This window comes from Streptomyces solicamelliae (assembly GCF_045348655.1).
Classification (GTDB): Bacteria; Actinomycetota; Actinomycetes; order Streptomycetales; family Streptomycetaceae; genus Streptomyces; species Streptomyces solicamelliae.
Map to the genome: position 1 here is coordinate 5585539 of NZ_CP160404.1, position 21894 is coordinate 5607432.

The 21894-nt window shown below is 68.4% G+C and carries 12 protein-coding genes; 10 read left to right on the forward strand and 2 right to left on the reverse strand.

Going from position 1 to position 21894, the window contains the following annotated elements:
* The first annotated feature begins 472 nt into the window (after positions 1-472).
* A complete protein-coding gene (locus ABZO31_RS25830; protein WP_406863668.1) occupies positions 473-9550 on the forward strand; it encodes a DNRLRE domain-containing protein in 9078 nt (3025 codons plus the stop codon).
* A gap of 98 nt (positions 9551-9648) precedes the next feature.
* On the opposite strand, the gene ABZO31_RS25835 is transcribed toward ABZO31_RS25830, so the two are convergent.
* Entirely contained in the window at positions 9649-10740 is a 1092-nt protein-coding gene (locus ABZO31_RS25835) for a hypothetical protein (RefSeq protein ID WP_406863669.1), read from the reverse strand.
* A 243-nt stretch (positions 10741-10983) separates the two neighbouring features.
* The gene (locus ABZO31_RS25840; RefSeq protein WP_406863670.1) at positions 10984-11433 is read right to left on the reverse strand and encodes a MarR family winged helix-turn-helix transcriptional regulator; all 450 of its coding nucleotides are present in this window, start codon (positions 11431-11433) and stop codon (positions 10984-10986) included.
* 159 nt (positions 11434-11592) lie between these two features.
* Between ABZO31_RS25840 and ABZO31_RS25845 the strand changes: the two genes are divergently transcribed.
* From ABZO31_RS25845 to ABZO31_RS25885, 9 genes are all read left to right on the forward strand, one after another.
* The gene (locus ABZO31_RS25845) at positions 11593-12555 is read left to right on the forward strand and encodes an aldo/keto reductase (protein ID WP_406863671.1); all 963 of its coding nucleotides are present in this window, start codon (positions 11593-11595) and stop codon (positions 12553-12555) included.
* Between the two features lie 10 nt (positions 12556-12565).
* Positions 12566-13219, forward strand: a complete 654-nt coding sequence (locus ABZO31_RS25850; protein ID WP_406863672.1) for an MBL fold metallo-hydrolase — start codon at positions 12566-12568, stop codon at positions 13217-13219.
* A 318-nt stretch (positions 13220-13537) separates the two neighbouring features.
* Positions 13538-14977, forward strand: coding sequence for an N-acetylglucosamine/diacetylchitobiose ABC transporter substrate-binding protein (gene ngcE / locus ABZO31_RS25855; RefSeq protein ID WP_406863673.1), 1440 nt, complete (start codon positions 13538-13540; stop codon positions 14975-14977).
* Positions 14978-15026: 49 nt separating this feature from the next.
* Positions 15027-15962, forward strand: coding sequence for a carbohydrate ABC transporter permease (locus ABZO31_RS25860; protein ID WP_406863674.1), 936 nt, complete (start codon positions 15027-15029; stop codon positions 15960-15962).
* A gap of 14 nt (positions 15963-15976) precedes the next feature.
* Positions 15977-16906, forward strand: coding sequence for a carbohydrate ABC transporter permease (locus ABZO31_RS25865; RefSeq protein WP_406863675.1), 930 nt, complete (start codon positions 15977-15979; stop codon positions 16904-16906).
* Between the two features lie 161 nt (positions 16907-17067).
* Positions 17068-18291, forward strand: coding sequence for an ROK family transcriptional regulator (locus tag ABZO31_RS25870; RefSeq protein ID WP_406863676.1), 1224 nt, complete (start codon positions 17068-17070; stop codon positions 18289-18291).
* A 122-nt stretch (positions 18292-18413) separates the two neighbouring features.
* On the forward strand, positions 18414-19511 hold the full coding sequence (locus ABZO31_RS25875) for a sugar ABC transporter substrate-binding protein (RefSeq protein WP_406863677.1): 1098 nt from the start codon (positions 18414-18416) through the stop codon (positions 19509-19511).
* Between the two features lie 124 nt (positions 19512-19635).
* Entirely contained in the window at positions 19636-20430 is a 795-nt protein-coding gene (locus ABZO31_RS25880) for an ATP-binding cassette domain-containing protein (RefSeq protein ID WP_406863678.1), read from the forward strand.
* Positions 20427-21704 carry a sugar ABC transporter permease gene (locus tag ABZO31_RS25885; RefSeq protein ID WP_406863679.1) on the forward strand — a complete coding sequence of 426 codons (1278 nt, stop codon included), beginning with the start codon at positions 20427-20429 and terminating at the stop codon, positions 21702-21704. The genes ABZO31_RS25880 and ABZO31_RS25885 overlap by 4 nt, the downstream gene beginning before the upstream one ends.
* Positions 21705-21894 lie beyond the last annotated feature (190 nt).

Below are 21894 nucleotides of genomic sequence, written 5' to 3' on the forward strand. Positions count from 1 at the left end.
GCCGTCCTCGGTGCCGGCCGGGGGAGCCCTGCTGTCTCCGTCGCTCCCGGCGTCGGCCGTCCCGGTCGTCTCCGGAGCGTCCGCGCCTGCCGCCGCCTGATCGAGGGTAGGCGTGGAAAGCCCCGCCTCGCGCGTCTCGCCGCCCACGCGAATTCCCTTCAACCGTGGGCCCGGACGGGCCCCGCCCGATCCGAGAGCCGTGGGGAATCCTCTGTCAAGCGATCTCGGCGCAACGGTCAGGGCTGCCCTGATCCCATCGCGTCGCTTTGCGGAACGATCCTGCGAAGAAGAGGAAACTCGCAGCTCAGGCAACAACTTACGGCTGGTATAGGTGAGTTGTGTCAATAGTCTGTGCGGTTGACATGGAAAGGGGGCCGCCTGTTAGGAATCACGGCTGACAACTGCCGTCTGGCAGATGCTCCTTGGTTCCTTCGAAGGGAAACCGATGTACAGACCACGGGTCGCAAGGCTCTTGGCCTCGAGTGCGGCGCTGGCGGTCCTCGCGACCATCGCACCGCTGACACCGGCATTCGCCGCACCACCCGACACGGAACGACTCGCCGACAGCCTGCGCGACTTCTTCACCGACGGGGACGCCGAACCGGCCGGTCCGCCCCGACTCCCCGACACCGACGTCCCGTCCAGTGACAAGCTCACCAAGGCGAAGGACGCGCCGAAGGCCAAGCGCGTCAAGGAGCTGACGGACCGGCGGACACCGTTCTCCCGTCACTGGCGCATGTCGGACGGGCGGGTCCAGTCCGAGGTCTCGGCCATGCCCACCGCCTACGAGACGGGCAAGGGCGAGGACGCCGAGTGGAAGCCGATCGACACCGCGGTCACGGACACCGACCGCAAGGGCTTCGAGAAGGCGAACACCACCAACCTCGCCCGCACCTACTTCGGTTCACGCCCGGGTGAGCTGGTCCGCTTCGAGCTCGACGAGGGCCACTGGGTCGCCATCGGCCTCAAGAACGCCGGTGCCAAAAAGCTGACGCCGGCGGTCGACGGCAACAAGGTCACCTACAAGGACGCCCTGGGCCAGGGGATCGATCTCTCCTACACGGTCGGCAACGGCAGTGTGAAGGAGGACATCGTCCTCAACGAGCGTCCGAAGGGCACGCCGTCCTTCGAGTTCACGCTCACCACTGGTGGCCTGACCGCGAAGTCGGAGAAGAACGGCACCATCTCGCTGTACGGCGAGAACTCACCCGTCGGCGCTCCCGCATTGGTGATCCCCGCGCCGTTCATGACGGACGCGAGGAAGGACGCCGCCTCGGCGTACGGCACCACCGGCACCGACGCCGTCCGTCAGACCCTGTCCGGCAAGGACGGGTCGTACGGCATCAGCCTGAAGCCGGACGCCAAGTGGCTGGCGGCGCCGGAGCGCCAGTACCCGGTGACGGTCGACCCGACCGTCACGATCGCGCCGACTCCGTCGCAGTCCGCGGACACGATGATCTCCTCGGACGACCCGAGCGCCAACTACGCGGACCTCTGGCGCCTCTCGGTCGGCAACACCAGCACCGGCACGTCGCGTGCGCTGCTGAGGTTCGGGCTGTCCGGCATACCCGCCGGCACGCCGTTGGATTCGGCCGAACTGAAGCTGTACTACGACCAGACGCACACCACCGGCGGCACCGAGGTCCAGCTGGAGGCCCACCGGGCCACCACGGCGTGGACCGAGACGGGCGCCACCTGGAACAGTGCCAAGGACATCACCGGGGAGCTGTCCGGCACGTCGGTCCTCGTCGACGACGGCGACGCGGGCACCACGGCCGCCCAAGGCGCCTGGCCCACCTCCGGGAACACCGCGTACACCCAGTACGCGATCGGGCAGGACTACCGGTACAACAAGGACGCCACGGCGGGTGACACGTACACCTGGCGGCCGAGCCTTCCCGAGGACGGCGAGTACCAGGTCGACGTGCACTACGTCCCGGCCTCCGACCGCGCCGCCAACGCTCCCTACACGGTGACGTACGACGGCGGCGCCAAGACCTACCAGGTCGACCAGCGGGCAGGCACCGAGGGCGTCTGGAAGCCGCTGGGCAAGCACCCGTTCAAGGCCGGCACCACCGGACGGGTCGTGCTCGGTGACGGCCCCGCCTCGACCTCCACGGCCGTCCTCGCGGACGCGGTGCGCTTCACCCAGGGCGGTGTGGTCACCAAGCAGCCGCAGGAGGCCAACACCTGGCACTCCTTCCCGGTGACCAAGACCGTCCAGCAGTGGCTCGACGGCACCTACGACAACCACGGCTTCGTGGTGAAGGCCGCCGACGAGTCCGCGAGCGCCCCCAAGGGCGGCCCGCGGTACGAGGCTGCCGAGTACGCCTACAAGGGCGAGGTCGCCAACTACCCGAAGCTGGTCCTCACCTGGGGCGACCAGGGCGTCGACGTCAATCCGCCGAAGGTCATCCACTCCACCGGTGCCGAGCTGAGCTGGCCCGCGTACACCGACCCGTCGACCTCGCCGGGCGACGACATCGCCGAGTACCAGGTCCACCGCAGCGTCTTCCAGCACTTCACGCCGTCCTCGCAGACGCTGGTCTCCCCGGTCGCCGAGGACACGCACACGTACACGGACACCTCGGCCCGGCCGACCCCGGTCGACTCCGCCGAGGAGTTCGGCGACGCGTACTACTACATGGTCGCGGTGAAGACCCGTGACGGACGGATCCTCCCGTCTGTCACGGAGCTGGTGCGTCTGCCCAAGGCAGGCCGCACCACGGTGGTGTTGCAGTCCGGGCAGAGCGACACCACGCTCTCCTCGGCGCAGCCGTCCACCGGCCACGACACGCTGACCGACGCGGGTGTCGCCCACCCGTGGCTGTCGGTGGGCAACAACTCGGCCACGTACGGAAACAGCCGTGCCGTGCTGAAGTTCCCCGGCGTCAGCGAGATCCCGGGCAACGCCCGGGTCCTCGAGGCGCAACTGAACATGTGGGGCTTCCAGACGGCGACCGACTCCAGCGGCGCGATCTACGAGGCGCACGGTCTGACGCGCGACTTCGACGAGGCGACCGCGTCCTGGACGAAGGCGAACTCCACCACCTCGTGGACGACCGCCGGCGGCGACATGGACGCCGCCGTCGCCGACACGGTCGGCACGGTCACCAACGACCCGGCACGGCAGTCCTGGTACATCACCTCGCTGGCCCAGAGCTGGATATCCGACCCGGCCGGCAACCACGGCGTCGCCGTCAGACTGCGCGACGAGTCGACGAGCGGCCCGCGCGAGCGGACGCTGTTCCTCTCCTCCGAGGCCGAGGAGCCGCAGCTGCGCCCCCAGCTGGTCGTGACGTACCTGACGAAGTCGACGGAGGCGACCTATCACGCCCCGTACACGCCGTCCCGGGTGATCCCGGGCGATGAGTACACCGTCGACGTCACCCTCACCAACACCACCACCAGCAGCTGGGCGGCGGGCAGCCACGCCCTGTCCTACACCTGGTCGCTCCCGGACGGCACCGACGCCACCACCGGCGGCAACCAGCTGCAGACGGCGCTGCCGGAGGAGGTTCTGCCCGGTGACTCGGTCACCGTGCCGGCGAAGCTGAAGGCCCCGATCAACTCGGACTCCGGCAACAAGCGCCTGGACTACGTGCTGAAGTGGGACCTGAAGAACACCACCACCGGCACCTGGCTGTCCCAGTCGGAGTCCATCGCCCCGCTGGCGCAGAACGTCCGCACCGAGGACCCGACGTCGAACCAGCTCGGTCTGGAGAAGTTCTACTCGTACGCGGGCAAGAACACGGGCGCGGGTTCGTCGTTGATGACGAACCTGTACGCGGGCAACAGCGTCTGGCAGTACAACGCGTTCTCCAACCCGGGCCGGGGCATCTCCACGTTCGCCCGGTTCGCGTACAACTCCCAGGACACCTCCGACACGGTCCTCGGGCACGGCTGGTCGGCTCAGGCCGCGATGCCGTTGCGTCTCGGCGCCGCGCTGGACTTCCACCCCAACCCGAACCCGACCGAGGTCACCCTCCCCGACGGTGACGGCACCGCCCACGTCTTCCGCAAGCAGGCGGACGGGACGTGGCTGGCGCCGGCGGGTGTGCACTACCTGCTGCGGCAGGGCACCGGCGTGGACTGCACGCCGGACAAGGACGGCGACCCGAAGGCCTGGTCGCTGACCCGGCCGGACCGCACCCAGTTCTTCTTCGACTGCGACGGCTACCTGACGTCGATCGTCGACAAGAACGGCAACACGCAGACGTACACGTACGCCGAGCGCAAGTCGAACAACAAGCCGGTCAAGTTCCTCACCTACATCGAGGACCCTGCCGCGCGTCAGTCGCTGACGGTCGAGTACTACACGAAGGACGACACCACCAGCCCGAAGATCATCGACCACGTCAAGTCGATGACCGACATCTCGGGCCGGAAGGTCACCTTCGCATACTCGGACAAGGGCCTGCTCACCACCCTCACCGACGGTGCGGGCAGCGCGCAGCCGAAGGTCTTCCGCTTCACGTACGACATGGAGCAGGGCAACAAGAACGCGAAGCTGGTCACGGTCACCGACCCCCGCGGCAACTCGACCTCGCTGGACTACTACTACCCGAGCGAGGGCGACGACCCGAAGTTCCACTGGAACACCCAGACCATCAGCGACCGTCTCGGCGGTGACACGGGGTACGTCTACACCGACCCGGACGGCACCGCGGGCTCCTTCGTCGAGACCCGGGTGACCGACGCCGAGAACCGCGACACGCAGTACGTGCTCGACGGGTACGGCCGCGCCACCCAGATGACCAACGCCAAGTCCGAGACCACCAAGACGGCCTGGGACACCGACAACAACGTGACGCGCCTGGAGGAGGCCAACGGCGCGGTCACCACGTGGAAGTACGACACCAGCACCGGCTATCCGCTGGAAATGAAGGACGCCGAGGCCAACAAGAACGGCACCGCGGCGCAGACCCTCACCTACTCCTACGGGCTCGACGGCCATATCGCGGACCTCTTCGAGAAGAAGTCCCCGGAGGGCCGCACCTACCGGTTCGGCTATGACACCAAGGGCAACCTGACCTCGGTCACCGACCCCAAGGGTGTCGCATCCGCCACCGAGGGCGACTACACCTCTCGCACGGAGTACGACGCGCTGGGCCAGGTCATCAAGGAGACCGACGCCAACGGGCACGCCACACGGTACGGCGAGTTCGAGCCGGTCGGCTACCCGAAGACCATCACGGACGCGGCCGGCAACCCCTCGCACTTCGTCTACGACGTGCGAGGCAACGTCACCAAGGTGACCAACGCCCAGGGCGCCGAGGTCACCCAGGCCTATGACGCGTTCGGCAGGCCGCTGGAGAAGCGCGAGCCCAAGGACCATCAGGCAGGCGAGTTCATCGTCACGCCGCAGCCGGTCTATGACGCCAACGACAACGTCACCAAGGCCTTCGCCCCCAACGGGACCGAGACCACGGCGGTGTTCGACAAGGCGGACCAGCGGATCGAGTCGGTCAAGCCGTCCGACGAGCCCGGCGGTCCGGTGCGCAAGTCCACCTCCGTCTACGACAAGGTCGGCAACCTCGTCTCCGGTACCGGCGCACAGGGCAACCTGACGGCGACCGAGGGCGACTACACCGCCACCACCAAGTTCGACGCGATCTACCAGCCGATCGAGATGGTGGACGCCGAGGGCAACAAGGCGACGGTGGAGTACGACAACGTCGGCAACGTCGTCAAGGTCGTGGACGCGCGCAAGAACGCCACCGCGAACGCCGACGACTACACCACGCGCTACGAATACGACCTGAACCACCGGGTCAAGCGCACGGTCGACGCCCTGGAGTGGGCCACCTCGGTCCGCTACGACAAGGACGGCCTCCAGATCGCGCAGACCGACGCGGAGGGCAACGAGTCGCTCGCGACGTACGACGAACGCGGCGCGCTCGTGGAGTCCAAGGTGCCGGTCAAGAAGGACACCTCCGGCAGCATCACCTACCGCACGACCAAGTACGCGTACGACCAGGTCGGCAACCGTACGAAGACCACCACCCCGCGCGGTGTCGCCACCGGTGACGACGACGCGGACTTCATGTCGGAGACGGTCTACGACGAGCTGAACCGGGTCAAGGAGGAGCGCTCGCCCTACGACAAGGACGAAGCGGTCTACTCCTCACCGGACTCGGTGTTCTACGCGTACGACTCCGTCGGCAACCTGCAGTCGGTCTCGGCTCCCCCGTCGGACGGCCAGACGGTCCGCAACGTCACCGAGTACACGTACTTCGACAACGGCTGGACACGTACGGCCAAGGACCCGTGGGACATCACCACGGCCTACGAGTACAACAAGCTGGGCCAGCAGACGAAGAACACGCTGACCTCGGCGGGCGGCTCCCAGCAGCGCACCATGACGTGGGACTACTACCCGTCGGGCAACAAGAAGGCCCGCTCGGACGACGGTGTGCCGGTCGGTAACCAGGTCGTCCTGGTGGACAGCTCGGACTTCAACAACACCGCGACCCAGGGCAACTGGTCGCGGACGCAGGCCGAGCAGCAGTACGGCTACGACACGTACTCGCACCCCGCGGGTACCGGCACCTCGTCGCTGTCCTGGCAGTTGAACGTCCCGCAGAACGGCACCTACGAGGTGTTCGTCCGCTACCCGAAGCTGACGGGTGCCGCCTCGGACGCCAAGTTCAAGGTCGACCACGACGGCGGCAGCGCCACCAAGACCGTCGACCAGACCGCGAACACCGGCGCGTGGGTCTCCCTCGGGTCCTACGCGTTCGTGGAGGACGGTCCGCAGAAGGTCACGCTGACCGACGCCGCCAACGGCACGGTGCTCGCGGACGCGGTGAAGCTGGTCCGCTCGAATTCCGGTGAAACGGACAACGAGAAGAAGGACTTCACCTACAGCTACAACGCGAACGGCAACATGACCGAGGTCCGTGACCTCTCGCCGGGCGCGAAGATCGACACGTACAAGATCTCGTACGACGGCCTCAACCACATCACCAAGGTGGAGGAGTCCGCGGGCGGCACGGTGAAGAACACCACCTCGCTGACCTACGACGAGAACGGCAACCCCGTCACGTCCACGCACGATCTGACCTGGACGAAGATCGAGTACGACGAGCGCGACATGGTCAAGAAGGTGACCAACGCCGATTCGCCCACCGCGGGCGATCAGCAGATCACCACGATGACCTACACCGGGCGCGGCCAGCTCCTGAAGCAGACCAAGCCCAACGGCAACACGCTCGATATGCGCTACTACCCGGACGGGTCGGTGGAGCAGTCGCTCGAGAAGACCTCGGGCGGCGCCGTGGTGGCGCAGCACGACCTGGAGTACTCGCCCAACGGGCACCGCTCCAAGGACGTCCTGAAGCTGATGAACGCCGATGACAACGCGGCCTACATCAACAACACGTACACCTTCGACTACGACCCGCAGGACCGCATCACCAAGGTCACCAAGAGCGGCGACGACGCGTCCACCGAGTCCTACCGCTACGACCGCAACAGCAACATCGTCGAGCAGACGGTGGACAACGTCACCACGACCCAGCGCTACGACCGCAACCGCCTGTTGTCGGCGAGTTCGGGCGGGGTCACGTCCACCTACAACTACGACCCGCTGGGCCGGCTCGACACCGTCAGCACCGGCGGTCAGACCGTCGAGAAGCACTACTACGACGGTTTCGACCGTGAGGCGAAGGCCCGGCAGGGCGTGGGCGCCACCGCGGTGACCACCTCGTACGTCTACGACCCGTTCGACCGGACGGTCTCCCAGACCACCTCGGGCGACCAGGGCAAGACCACGGCGTTCACCTATCTCGCCATGGACAAGACGCTGCTGCGCGAGACGGTCGACGGCAAGGCGGACAAGGACTACCAGTACATAGCCGGTGGTCAGCGCGCCACGCAGATCAAGCACAAGGACGACGGCAGCAAGGAGGTCTCGCAGTACGTCACGAGTCCGCGCGGCGACGTCGAGGCGATCACGAAGGAGGACGGCAAGACCCGTTCCACGTACGGCTACACGGCCTACGGTTCGGACGACTCGTCCCAGATGACCGGTGCGGACAAGCCGGGCAGCGGCACCGAGGGCAAGAGCGACTACAACGCGTTCCGCTTCAACTCCTCGCGCTGGGACGGTGCCTCGGGCACGTACGACATGGGCTTCCGCAACTACGACCCGGGGCTGAACCGCTTCCTCACCCGGGACTCGTACGGTGGAGCTCTGGCCGACATGTCCCTGGCCACCGACCCGTTCACCGGCAACCGGTACGCGTTCGCCGGCGGCAACCCGATCAGTTTCGTCGAGCTCGACGGGCACCTGTTCGGTCTGTCGCTCTCGGACATCGGCCATGCCACGCTCGACGTGGTCGGCCTGATCCCCGTCGTCGGTGAGGTCGCCGACGTCGCCAACGGCATCTGGTACGCCGCCGAGGGCAACTATGTCGACGCCGCGCTGTCGATGACCTCGGCGATCCCGCTCGCGGGGTACGCGGCAACCGCCGTCAAGGCCGGCCGCTACGTCGAGAAGGGTGTCGAGGCGGTGGACTCCGCCAACGACGTGCGCAAGACGGTGGACAACGCCGGTGACGCGGCGAACGCCGCGGGCGACGCCCGCAAGGCGGACGGCGTGGACGCCCCGACGACGAAGTCGCCGGACAGTCCGCAGGCGTCCACCTGCAAGGTGAACAGCTTCCTGCCGGGCACCCAGGTCGTCCTCGCGGACGGCACCACCCGGGCCATCGAGAAGCTGGAGGTCGGCGACCTGGTCGTGGCCACCGACCCGGAGACCGGGGACACCCGGGCCCGGGAGGTCACCGGGACGCGTGATCACGAGGGCGCCAAGGACCTCGTCACCCTGACCGTCGACTCCGGCGGCAAGGGCAAGGCGCTCAAGCTGACCTCGACGGCCGCGCACCTGTACTGGCTGCCGGACTTCGGCAGGTGGGTCCCGGCCAAGGACCTCAAGTCCGGTATGTGGCTGCAGACCTCGGCCGGTACCTGGGTCCAGATCAGTGCGGTCGACACCGCCCACCGCTCGGCCAGGGTCTACAACCTGTCGGTCGAGGGCGTCCACACGTACTACGTGGGGTCGGGTGCCGCCGCGGTCCTGGTCCACAACTGTGGCTACAAGGACGAGGCGGTCAGGGCGCAGCAGCGCGCCCAGGAACTCGCCGGTCAGCTCCACTTCTTCAAGGAGTCCATGACGACCGTCGCGGTCATCGGGGTCCGGAAGAAGGGCACCAAGGACATCATCGAGAAGGTGGGCATGAGCTCCGGTCAGAAGGGCGACCTTCTGCAGCTCTCCGACGGCGAGTCGTTCGTGCCCGGCAACCTGGTGCCCGGACGTGTGACCAAGAAGGGCAATCCCGCCTACGAGCACGCCGAGGAATCGGTGTTCAGGTGGCTCGAGGAGAACCCGGACTACGAGGTGCTGTACGGCGGCACGTCGAAGAACGTGTGCTCCGACATCTGCGCACCACTCGTCGAGCAGAGCAAGATGAAGCTCGACGGTGAGGTGTTCGGCGGAGCGTCCGACAAGACCGACTTCCGGACGTTCTGGCGCATGAGGCGCTAGGCAACACCGGCGCCACCTCCAGTGGCGCCGCCGGACACGCAAGCAGGACGCCCGGCCGGGGAGCTTCCCCGGCCGGGCGTTCGCGTCACGGGACGAGCTCAGCTCGCGTCGGCCAGACTCCACAGGTGCACGGCCGTACGGTCCTCGGCGAGGGTGGCCCACAGGCCGGGCCCGGCCGGCAACGGGCCGCCCGAGACCGGCAGGGAGTAGACGATCCGCCCGCGGAGCGCGAGTGTGCCCGGGTCCACGAGCCAGTGACGGGGCTCGGCGGTGTCCCCATCGGTGCTGACGACGGCGCCGTCCTCGTAGGGGTAGGCGCCCTCGTAGTCCCAGCGCGCCATGTCCTCCCCCGGCGCGGGTGGCACGACATCCCTGGCGTTGAGGCGTCCGGCTTCCCGCGCGCCGGGTGACTCGTGCAGATACAGCGCCCACTGGCCGGGATCCGTACACAGGAACTGCCCACCGGACGGACTGACGTCCTGCAGCAGTACCCCTTCGATGCGTTCGAAGCTCAGGTCGGTACCGTCCCAATGCCCCCACAGGGAAGGGGAGTCCTCATGCCCCTCACCGACGGTCAGTCCCATGTACGAGCCGTCGGGATGCGGGAAGTGGGCGGACGCCGAACCCACGGTCGAGGTCCTGGTCCGGCCGAGCACCGACCCGTCGGCCGCGTCGAGGACCAGCCACTCCTCGTGCGGCCAGTCCTGTGCGTGCCGCACGTGGGCCCACACCAGCGTGCCGTCCGGGCTGAACGCGGCGGAACCGCGGTCTGCGCGCCGATGCCGCGGGTCGTCCGCGTACTCCTCGAACGAGGCTTCGGGCGCCGTGCACTTGGCGGCGGACCAGCACCCGTGCGGGAGCTCCCAGTGGACCTTGCCTGTCCGGTCCACGGCCCGTACGGCGTGCACGCCGCTGAACACGGCGAGGTCGCCGGTGGGAGAGACGGTGACATCGCCGAAGGGCCGAGGCCAGGGGGCGGGGAAGCGGAACTCGGCGCCGTGCTCCTGCCCTGTGGGGCCGAGCCCGACCACGGCGAGCTCGTCGTCCCCGCGCTGGACGAGCAGCCTGTGGCCGGGCCAGTGCTGGATGCGCGGAGCGTCGGCGTCCGCGGCGCCGAGGGGGGTGGGGACCGTGGCAACGAGGCGGGCCGTGTGTGCCACAGCGGCCGCGTCTATGGGATCGGTGGACATGGCCGGCATGCTTCCACACCCGAGTGGCAGGTAGCGTGCCGCCGCGGGGAGAGTCGCGGGATCCGGACCACGCCGGCGTCCTCGAGATCCTGCAGAACTACCGTGCAGCGGGAGCACGTCGCAGCACGTGCTGCGCAACCTGGTCCGCGGCTGACGCATCAGGCGACAGTCGGTCACGAGGGCCGCATACCCGGTTCCGGGGGTGCGGCCCTCGTGCCGTTCGCGAGCCGGTCCGGCGACCTCTCAGCCCAGGTCGTCCAGCACTATGATCGCGCGCTCCAAGTACGCCTCGAACGCCGCCCGTTCCTCCGGCGTGTACGCCTCCGCCAGCGCGCCCTCCACCCGCAGCGCCGCCTCGTCCGCCTTCCGCAGCACCGCCCGTCCCTCGTCGGTCGCGCGGGCCACCTGGACCTTCTGGTGCAGCGGCGAGGAGTGCCGTTCGATCAGGCCGCCCTTCTCCAGATTGGTCAGGACCGTCGACATCGTCTGCGGCGTGACCATGCACTCGCGGGCGAGTTGAGCGGCCGACATGCCGTCCGAGTGCGCGAGCAGCAGCAGGGCCGCGTACTGCGGCACGGTCAGGCCGTACGCGCGCAGCACCTGCGTCTTCCGGCCGATCAGCGCCTGTTCGGCGCGCTTGAGGGTGTGCCCGATCCGGCCCGCGGCCACCGCGCTCACGGCGTCTCCGCTCATGGCGTCCCTGTGTGAGTCGGCCATCGTCCCTCGCCGTCCTTCCCCGGAGTTCCTGTCCTCAGCAGGCTACGGCCACCCTGACGCATCAATCACCGATGTAACAGGGGTCTGTCATAGGTTAGAGTTCTGGCACTTGCCACTCGAACGGGAGGAACTGGCATGCGTACGGCGACACTTGGGCGTGACACGACGACGGAGATCGGCGTGATCGGGCTGGGCTGCATGGGGATGTCCTGGGGGTACGACGAGCGCGGCCGCGACGAGCGGACCTCGATCGAGACGGTGCACCGCGCCCTCGACCTCGGCTGCACCCTGATCGACACCGCCGACCAGTACGGCCCCTTCACCAACGAGGAGCTCGTCGGCCGCGCGATCGCGGGCCGGCGCGACGAGCTGGTCCTCGCCACCAAGGGCGGGCTCGTCGTGGACGACCCGGCCACCTTCCGCGCCCACCGCGACGGCCGGCCCGAGCACCTCCGTGCCGCCTGCGAGGCGAGCCTGCGGCGGCTCGGCGTCGACCACGTCGACCTGTACCAGCTGCACCGCGTGGACACCGAGGTCCCCGTGGAGGAGAGCTGGGGCGCGATGGCCGAGCTCGTCGCCGAGGGCAAGGTCCGCGCGCTCGGCCTCTCCGAGGCCACCGTCGAGGAGATCCGGCGCGCGAGCGCCGTGCACCCGGTGGCGAGCGTCCAGAGCGAGCTGTCGCTGTGGAGCCGGGAGCCGCTCGCCGACGGCGTCCTGCAGCACTGCACCCGCGAGGGCATCACCTTCGTCGCGTACGCGCCGCTCGGCCGGGGCTTCCTCTCGGGGCGCTACCGCACCTCGCAGGACCTTCCCGAGGTGGACGGCCGGCACTTCATCCCGCGCTTCACGCCGGAGGCCCTGGCCGCCAACCAGGCCGTCGTCGACCCGGTCCGCAAGGTCGCCGAGCGGCGCGGGGTCACCGCCGCGCAGGTGTCGATCGCCTGGGTGCTCGCCCAGGGCGAGCGGGTCGTCGCCCTCCCCGGTACCAAGACGCCGAGGTACGTCGCGGAGAACGCGGCCGCGCAGGCGCTGACGCTCACCGCGGAGGACCTCGCCGAGCTCGCCGACCTCCCCGCCGTCACCGGCACCCGGTACTGAGGCGCGCGCCGTGCTCGTCCTCGGATTCCCCGCGGGGTCGTTCGGGACCCACGCGTACCTGCTCGCCCCCCGAGCGGGGGCGGGCTGCGTGATCGTCGACCCCGGGCAGCGGTCCGCCGGGCGGATCGCCGAACTCGTCACCGAGCACCGTCTCGTCCCCGAGGCGGTCCTCGTCACCCACGGGCACATGGACCACACCTGGGACGTGGTCCCCGTCGCCCGGCGCCACGGCGTGCCGGTGTACATCCACCCCGAGGACCGGTTCATGCTCGGGGCGCCGGCCGCCGGGCTGCCCGCGGACTTCCCGCCGGAGCTGCTCGCCGGGCACCCGAACGAGGAGCCCGCGGACGTACGGCCCTTCGCGCCCGACCGGGGTGTCCTGCACCTCGCCGGACTGACCCTGCACACCGTCCACGTGGCCGGGCACACCCCCGGCTCCGTCGTCCTGCACTGCGAGGCCGACGTGCCGCTGCTGCTCAGCGGCGACGCGCTGCTCGCGGGGGCGCTCGGCCGGACCGACGGCCCCGGCGGCAGCGCGAGCCGGCTGCGGGCGGGTCTGGCGAGGGCCTGCGCGCCGCTGGACGACACCACCGTCGTCCTGCCCGGTCACGGCGCGAGGACGACCCTGGGGCGGGAACGGGAGGTGCACGCCTTTCTCCGGTAGCCGGCGCGGAGGAGTTCACCGGGGCCGTGCGTGATGAACCGTCAGGAATTGCCGGGAGGTCTCAACTCGGGAAAGACCGCCGACCAACCTTGCTTTCGATCTTGCTCTCCTGGCGGGAAGTGGACTATACCTGTCGCGTCCGACCCGTCGTACCGCACACGGCGGCAGTACGACGGCAGAGCGACCGCATGACCGCACGACCGCACGACTGCACGAACCCAGCTGCAATAGACCGCGGTGGCGGGGCCCTTCGCCTCAGGCGAGCAGTACGGGCGACCGGTACACCGCCTGAGTCCTGACGAAGGCGAGGACTTGAGCATGGGATCCACCTCCGCCCACACCAATGAGGGCCTCGGCCGCCGCGATCTGATCAAGCGTTCCGTCGCACTCGGTCTGATCTCGGTACCGACGATGAGCTTCCTGTCCGCCTGCGCCTCCAGTGGTGGCGACAGCTCGGAGGACAAGAAGCCCAAGGGGCAGACGTCCAAGGACAATCCGTTCGGCGTGGCCAAGGGCGGCAAGATCGATGTCGTGATCTTCAAGGGCGGATACGGCGACGAGTACGCCAAGGTCTGGGAAGCCGCCTTCAACAAGAAGTGGGGCGTCACCGCCACCCACACCGGCACCCAGGAGATCACCGGCAAGCTCCAGCCGCGCTTCAACGCCGGCAACCCGCCGGACCTCGTCGACAACTCCGGCGCCCAGAAGATCAAGATCGACGTGCTGCACAAGAACGGGCAGCTTCTCGACCTCGCCGAGGTCCTCGACGCGCCGTCGGTCGACGACCCGTCCAAGAAGGTCCGCGACACCCTCATCCCCGGCACCATCGACCCGGGTCTGCAGGAGGGCAAGGTCGTCGCCCTCAACTACATCTACACGGTGTGGGGCCTGTGGTACTCCGGCAAGCTCTTCAAGGAGAAGGGCTGGACCGAGCCCAAGACCTGGGACGAGTTCCTCGCCATCTGCAAGGACGCCACCTCGCAGGGCATCGGCGGTCTCGCCCACCAGGGCAAGCACCCGTACTACATCAACGTCGCCATCATGGACCTGATCGCCAAGAAGGGCGGTCTGGAGGCCATGAAGGCGATCGACAACCTCGACCCCAAGGCGTTCGTCGGCTCCGACGCCGCCAAGGCCGCGGTCGAGGCGATCTACGAGGTCGTGGAGAAGGGCTATCTGATGCCCGGCACCAACGGCCTGACCCACACCGAGTCCCAGACCCGGTGGAACCAGTACAAGGCCGTCTTCATCACCTCCGGCTCCTGGCTGGAGAACGAGCAGCTCAAGCAGACCCCGGCCGACTTCGACATGAAGTTCATGCCGATGCCGCTGCTGCCCGGCAGCACGATGCCCTACGAGGCGATCCGCGCCGGCTCCGGCGAGCCGTTCATCATCCCCGCCAAGGCCAAGAACCTCGCCGAGGCGAAGGAGTTCATGCGGATGATGCTGTCCAAGGAATGGTCGACGTCGTTCGCCAAGGAGGCCAACTCCCTCACCATCCTGCAGGACGGCGTGGACCCGAGCGTCAAGCTGCGCCCCGGCACCCAGTCCACCGTCGAGGTCGCCAAGAAGGCCGGCACCAACACCTTCCGGTTCCTCTACACCGAGTGGTACAGCGAGATGGACACCGCCATCCAGAACGCGTCCAACGAGCTGATGGCCAAGCGCATCCAGCCCGCGGAATGGCTGAAGCGGGCACAGGCCGCGGTCGACAAGGCGGCCAAGGACCCGGCGTCCAAGAAGAACCGCCGCGACTGATCGCGCGCCGACCGCAGCATCCGCCGGGAACACCAGGAGCAGGAACGCCATGCGCAAAGGGCAGTACCAGTTCGTCGCGGGATTTCTCTTCGTCCCCGTGGCGCTCTATCTGGTCTTCGTCATCTGGCCGTACATCCAGACCTTCGGCTACTCGCTGACCGACTGGAAGGGGCAGTCCCAGGAATTCTCGTTCGTCGGCCTCGACAATTACGTCGCGCTGTTCAAGGACGACATCTTCCTCAGGGCCATCTGGCACAACATCCTGTTCCTGGTGTTCATCCCGGTGCTCACCATCCTGCTCGCGCTGTTCTTCGCCTTCATGGTGAACGCGGGCGGCCGGAGCCGGGCCGGCGGTGTCTCCGGCGTCACCGGGGCCGGCTTCTACAAAATCGTCTACTTCTTCCCGCAGGTGCTCTCGCTGGCGATTCTCTCGGTGCTCTTCGGTGCCGTGTACCGCAGCGACACCGGCGGCATGCTCAACGGTCTCCTGGAGAAACTCGGACTGGTCGACGCGGGCAAGCCGGTCGAATGGCTCAACGAGCCGAACTTCGTGCTCTGGGCGCTGATCGCGGTCGTCGTCTGGCACGGCGTCGGCTTCTATCTGGTGCTGTTCTCGGCCGCCATGCAGTCCATTCCGCGGGACATCTACGAGGCCGCGCTGATCGACGGCGCCGGCCGCGCCCAGTCCTTCTTCAAGATCACGCTGCCGCTGCTGTGGGACTCGGTGCAGACCGCCTGGGTCTACCTCGGCATCGTCGCGATGGACATGTTCATCCTGGTCTCCACGATGACGGGGCCCGGCGGTGAGTTCGGTGGCGGCCCCGACCACGCCAGCGAGACCATGTCGACCGTTCTGATGCGCAACTTCCTGATTTACGGCAAGAGCGGCTACGCCTGCGCCATGGGCGTGATCATGCTCCTGCTCACCCTGATCCTGTCCGCGGTCACGCTGCGCGCCAGCCGCCGCGAGCGCATCGAGTTCTGAGCGGGAGAGCCACGATGAACGCAATCACCAAAGAGACCGCCTCGGGCGGCGGCACGATCCCGAAGCAGCGCGCGGTCCGCAAGGACGGCTCGGGCGGCCCGAAGACCGAGGGCGTCGTCCTGAACGTCTTCTCGCACGGCTTCCTCGCCCTGTGGGCGCTGATGATCGTCCTGCCGCTGCTGTGGCTGGTGCTCAGCTCCTTCAAGACCGATTCCCAGATCGCCGGCTCCGCCTTCGGCTGGCCGCAGAACTGGACCTTCGACGTCTTCGGCCGAGCCTGGGACAAGGGCATCGGCGACTACTTCCTGAACACCGTGATCGTCCTGGTGTTCTCCGTGCCGCTGACGATGCTCTTCGGCTCCATGGCCGCGTACGTGCTGGCCCGCTACCAGTTCTGGGGCAACCGCCTCCTGTACTACTTCTTCGTGGCCGGCGCGATGTTCCCGGTGTTCCTGGCGCTCGTCCCGCTCTTCTTCATGGTGAAGCTGCTCGGGATGCTCAACACGTACCAGGGGCTGATCCTGGTCTACGTCGCCTACTCGATGCCGTTCACCGTGTTCTTCATGCACGCCTTCTTCCGGACCCTGCCCACGGCGGTCTTCGAGGCGGCGGTGCTCGACGGGGCCTCGCACACCCGGACCTTCTTCCAGGTCATGATGCCGATGGCCAAGCCCGGACTGCTCAGCGTCGGGATCTTCAACACGCTCGGCCAGTGGAACCAGTTCGTGCTGCCGACCGTGCTCATGCAGCCGCAGAGCGGCGACGACCCCGAGCGGTACGTGCTCACCCAGGGCCTGATCCAGCTCCAGCAGCAGCAGGGCTACGAGACCGACCTGCCGGTGCTCTTCGCCGGTGTGACGATCGCCATGATCCCGATGCTGGTGGTGTACCTCTCCTTCCAGCGCCAGGTCCAGGCCGGACTCACCTCCGCCACGCTGAAATAAGGCCGAAAACGCTCTACGCACCGAGCCCCGGCGGTCCCACGGACCGCCGGGGCTCGGTTGCGTCTGTGTACACCACCCCCACCAGGTCTTGACGGGGACGGAGGCCAAAGCGTCGACTTAGAGTTCACATGTTGGAGAAAACGGCAGGAGTGAGTGAGTCGATGGAGACTCCCGGGTCGCAGACGTCTCTGCACAGGGCCAACCTCGAACGCGTCGTCCGTGCGGTACGCATGGCCGGATCCCTGACCCAGGCGGAGATCGCCCGGGCCACCGGCCTGTCCGCCGCCACGGTCTCCAACATCGTGCGAGAACTGAAGGACGGCGGCACCGTCGAGGTCACCCCGACCTCCGCCGGCGGCCGCCGGGCCCGCAGTGTCTCCCTCTCCGGCGACGCCGGCATCGTCATCGGCGTCGACTTCGGCCACACCCATCTGCGGGTCGCCGTCGGCAACCTCGCCCACCAGGTGCTCGCCGAGGAGTCCGAGCCGCTGGACGTCGACGCCTCCTCCGCGGAGGGCTTCGACCGGGCGGAACGCCTGGTCACCCGGCTGATCGCGAGCACCGGGATCGGCCCGGACAAGGTCGTCGGGGTGGGCCTCGGTGTGCCCGGTCCGATCGACCTGTCCTCCGGCACCCTCGGCTCCACCTCGATCCTGCCGGGCTGGAGCGGCATCAACCCGGCCGAGGAGCTCTCCGGCCGGCTCGGCGTGCCCGTGCACGTCGACAACGACGCCAACCTCGGCGCGCTCGGCGAGCTGGTGTGGGGGAGCGGGCGGGGGGTGAAGGACCTCGCGTACATCAAGGTGGCCAGCGGTGTCGGCGCCGGCCTGGTGATCGACGGCCGGGTCTACCGGGGCCCCGGCGGCACCGCCGGCGAGATCGGCCACATCACCCTGGACGAGTCCGGCCCCGTCTGCCGCTGCGGCAACCGGGGCTGCCTGGAGACCTTCACGGCCGCCCGGTACGTGCTGCCGCTGCTCCAGTCCAGCCACGGCCCGGACCTGACGATGGAACGGGTCGTGCAGCTGGCCCGCGAGGGCGACCCGGGCTGCCGGCGCGTGGTCGGCGACGTCGGCCGGCACATCGGCAGCGGTGTCGCCAACCTCTGCAATCTGCTGAACCCCAGCCGGGTGGTGCTCGGCGGCGACCTCGCGGAGGCCGGTGAGCTGGTCCTGGGGCCCATCAGGGACTCCGTCTCGCGGTACGCGATCCCCAGTGCCGCCCGGCAGCTCTCGGTGGCTCCCGGGGCCCTCGGGCAGCGCGCCGAAGTCCTGGGCGCGCTGGCCCTGGTGCTGAGTGAAATGGGCGATTCGACCCTGTTGGAGAGTGCGTTGCCGGGGGCTGCGCCGACGGCCGGGCGTGCTGCCCAGCCTGCGTTCACTTAGAGAACGATTGCCGTCGTTGTCATCTCGTTAAGGTTTCACTTCTTGACGCCGGGACTGCGGCCGAGTTGACTTCGAGCCACCTCGGCCGCAAGGACGCGGCCTCGTCAGGGAGGCAACCCCACATGAACGGAATGACGCGCCGCGTCGTCATAGGCACGGCCGCCGTATCCATGGCCCTCGCCCTCTCCGCCTGCGGCAAGGCGGGCGGCGACGGTGCTGCGGAGGACAAGGGCGACGGCAAGACCATCGGCCTGCTGCTCCCCGAGAACAAGACCACGCGCTACGAGACCTTCGACCGCCCGATCATCGAGGCGAAGATCAAGGCTCTCTGCGCCGAGTGCGAGGTCAAGTACAACAACGCCGCGCAGGACACCGAGACCCAGAAGAAGCAGTTCGACGCCCTCGTCACCCAGGGCGTCAAGGTGATCATCCTGGACTCGGTCGACTACAAGGCCACCAAGTCCTGGGTCCAGCAGGCCGAGAAGAAGGGCGTCAAGGTCGTCGCGTACGACCGTCTGGCCGAGGGCCCGATCTCCGCCTACGTCTCCTACGACAACGAGAAGATCGGCCGCCTCCAGGGCGAGGGTCTGGTCAAGGCGCTCGGCGCCAAGGCCAAGGAAGCCAACGTTGTCATGATCAACGGCTCGCCGACCGACCCGAACGCGCCGCTGTTCAAGAAGGGCGCCCACAGCGTCCTCGACGGCCAGGTCAAGAAGGTCGTCTACGAGCAGGACATCCCGGACTGGTCCCCGGACGAGGCCAACAAGAAGATGGGCGCCGCCATCGACTCGCTGGGCAAGACCGGCTTCCAGGGCGTGTACTCGGCCAACGACGGCATGGCCGGCGGCATCATCACCGCCCTGTCCAAGCAGGGCATCAAGGTCCCGGTCGGCGGCCAGGACGCCGAACTCGCGGGTCTGCAGCGGATCCTGAAGGGCGACCAGTCCTTCACCATCTACAAGCAGATCAAGCCCGAGGCCGAGACCACCGCCGAGATCGCGGTCGCCCTCCTCAAGGGCAAGGACATCGCGGCCTACACGCCCACCAAGGTCACCAGCCTCACCGGCGAGTTCAAGGACATCCCGGCCCGGCTGTACGACGCGCAGATCGTGACCAAGGAGAACATCGCCTCCACGATCGTCGCCGACGGTGTCTACAAGGCCGCCGAGATCTGCACCGCCGACTACAAGGCGGCCTGCGACGCGGCCGGCATCAAGTAAGCCCGTCCCCCTCATACCGGTCCGGCGGACCCCGCCCCGTTCATCGCCCCGCAAGCGGGGGCGGGGCCGCCGGACTCGCACCCCCCTCAGCACCCCTCATCCCCGCCGGTCAGGCGGCAAGGAGATGATTCACGTGTCCGCTACGCCCGTGCTGGCGTTGCGCGGGGTCTCCAAGCGGTTCGGCGCCGTCCAGGTGCTCACCGACGTCGATCTGGAGATCCATGCCGGAGAAGTCGTCGCCCTCGTGGGCGACAACGGCGCCGGCAAGTCGACCCTCGTCAAGACGATCTCGGGCGTCCACCCGATCGACGAGGGCGTCATCGAGTGGGAGGGCCGCCCGGTCCAGATCACCAGGCCCCACGACTCCTCGGACCTCGGCGTCGCCACCGTCTACCAGGACCTCGCGCTCTGCGACAACCTCGACGTGGTCGCCAACCTCTTCCTCGGCAGCGAACTGCGCTCCGCCTCCGTCCTCGACGAGATCGCGATGGAGAAGCGGGCCCGTGAGCTCCTGGACACCCTGTCCATCCGGATCCCGTCGGTCCGCATACCCGTCGCCGCCCTCTCCGGCGGCCAGCGGCAGGTCGTGGCCATCGCCCGCGCCCTGATCGGCGACCCGAAGATCGTCATCCTGGACGAGCCCACCGCCGCCCTCGGCGTCGAGCAGACCGCACAGGTGCTCGACCTCGTGGAGCGGCTGCGCGAGCGCGGCCACGGAGTCATCCTCATCAGCCACAACATGGCCGACGTGCGCGCCGTCGCCGACAAGGTCGCCGTGCTGCGCCTCGGCCGCAACAACGGCGTCTTCCCGGTCGCCCAGACCTCCCACGAGACGATCATCGCCGCCATCACGGGCGCCACGGACAACGCCGTGACCCGTCGGCAGGCCCGCACGGCCGCGAAGGGGGACGTCCTGTGAGCGTCACCAAGAAGGCTGCCCCGTCGCACCGCGCCGCCGCCCCCGTGCCGGCCGTCGACCCGCGCCTCCTCGTCCGCGAGGAGGGCCTCAAGGGGTACCTGACCGAGTTCACCCGCAAGATCCGCGGCGGCGAACTCGGCTCGCTACCCGTCGTCCTCGGCCTGATCGTCATCGCGATCGTCTTCCAGGCCCAGAACGCCAACTTCCTCTCCGCGAGCTCCGTCGCCAACATCGCGGTGTACTCCTCCGGCCTCGGCATCATGGCCGTCGGCATCGTCTTCGTCCTGATCCTGGGCGAGATCGACCTGTCGATGGGCTCCGTCGCGGGCGTCGGCGCGGCCGTCTGGGCCGTCCTCAGCGTCACCAACGGCATGAACGACCTGCTGGCCGTGCTGCTCGCGGTCGCCTCCGGCCTGGTCATCGGCCTGCTGCACGGGTTCTTCTTCGCGAAGATCGGCGTCCCGGCCTTCGTGGTCACCCTCGCCGGCTTCCTCGGCTGGAGCGGTCTGCAGATCTGGCTGATGGGCAAGGAAGGCTCGATCAACGCCCCCAGCGGCTCGATCGTGGAGAACCTCACCCAGTACTACTTCGAGGACAAGGCCGCCGGGTACGGCCTGGCCGCGGTCGCCGTCCTCGCGTACGCCGTCTCGCTGCTCCTCGACTCGAAGCGTCGCCGCGCGGCCGCCCTGCCGGCCCGCCCGGCCGGTGAGATCGTGCTGCGCACCGGCGTCGTCGCGGTCCTCTGCTTCGCCGGCGCCTACATCCTGAACGAGCCCGAGGGCGCCCGCGGCCTGCCGCTCGCCCTGGTCCTCTTCCTGGCCGTCCTGGTGATCGCCGACTTCGTCGCCCGCCGCACCCTGTTCGGCCGCAAGGTCTTCGCGGTCGGCGGCAGCGCCGAGGCGGCCCGCCGCGCCGGCATCAACGTCGACCGGGTCCGGATCATCGTCTTCGGTCTCTCCGGCATGCTCGCGGCCTTCGGCGGCCTGTTCGTCGCCAGCCTCTCCGGCGGCGCCACGAAGAGCCTCGGCTCCGGCAACACCCTGATGCTGGTGATCGCGGCGGCCGTCATCGGCGGCACCAGCCTCTTCGGCGGCCGCGGCAAGGTCTGGTCGGCACTCCTGGGCATGATCGTGATCCAGTCGATCCAGCAGGGCCTGAACATGATCGGCATGGCCAACGAGATCCAGTACATGATCACCGGCGCGGTGCTGCTCGCCGCCGTCGTGATCGACTCGGTCTCCCGCCGTACCCAGAAGACCGCCGGTCGCGCATAGCGGCAGGCACCACGTAACAAACCCCACAGTGTCCCGGCGCCGCGAACCGGCGCCGGGCACTGCTGCGTCCGGACCAGTGGGGTCGCCGCCCGGGGCACCGGCGTGTCGGCCACCCGAGTGGCACGGAACCTCCGGCCCGGAGACCCCGGCGTCCGGGCGGAACATTAGACTCGACAAAATCGGCAAGCTT

Coding starts and splice junctions, on each gene's coding strand:
- ABZO31_RS25835 (WP_406863669.1), bottom strand. CDS start 10,740: ATGTCCACCGATCCCATAGACGCGGCCGCTGTGGCACACACGGCCCGC.
- ABZO31_RS25840 (WP_406863670.1), bottom strand. CDS start 11,433: ATGAGCGGAGACGCCGTGAGCGCGGTGGCCGCGGGCCGGATCGGGCAC.
- ABZO31_RS25845 (WP_406863671.1), top strand. CDS start 11,593: ATGCGTACGGCGACACTTGGGCGTGACACGACGACGGAGATCGGCGTG.
- ngcE (WP_406863673.1), top strand. CDS start 13,538: ATGGGATCCACCTCCGCCCACACCAATGAGGGCCTCGGCCGCCGCGAT.
- ABZO31_RS25860 (WP_406863674.1), top strand. CDS start 15,027: ATGCGCAAAGGGCAGTACCAGTTCGTCGCGGGATTTCTCTTCGTCCCC.
- ABZO31_RS25865 (WP_406863675.1), top strand. CDS start 15,977: ATGAACGCAATCACCAAAGAGACCGCCTCGGGCGGCGGCACGATCCCG.
- ABZO31_RS25870 (WP_406863676.1), top strand. CDS start 17,068: ATGGAGACTCCCGGGTCGCAGACGTCTCTGCACAGGGCCAACCTCGAA.
- ABZO31_RS25875 (WP_406863677.1), top strand. CDS start 18,414: ATGAACGGAATGACGCGCCGCGTCGTCATAGGCACGGCCGCCGTATCC.
- ABZO31_RS25880 (WP_406863678.1), top strand. CDS start 19,636: ATGATTCACGTGTCCGCTACGCCCGTGCTGGCGTTGCGCGGGGTCTCC.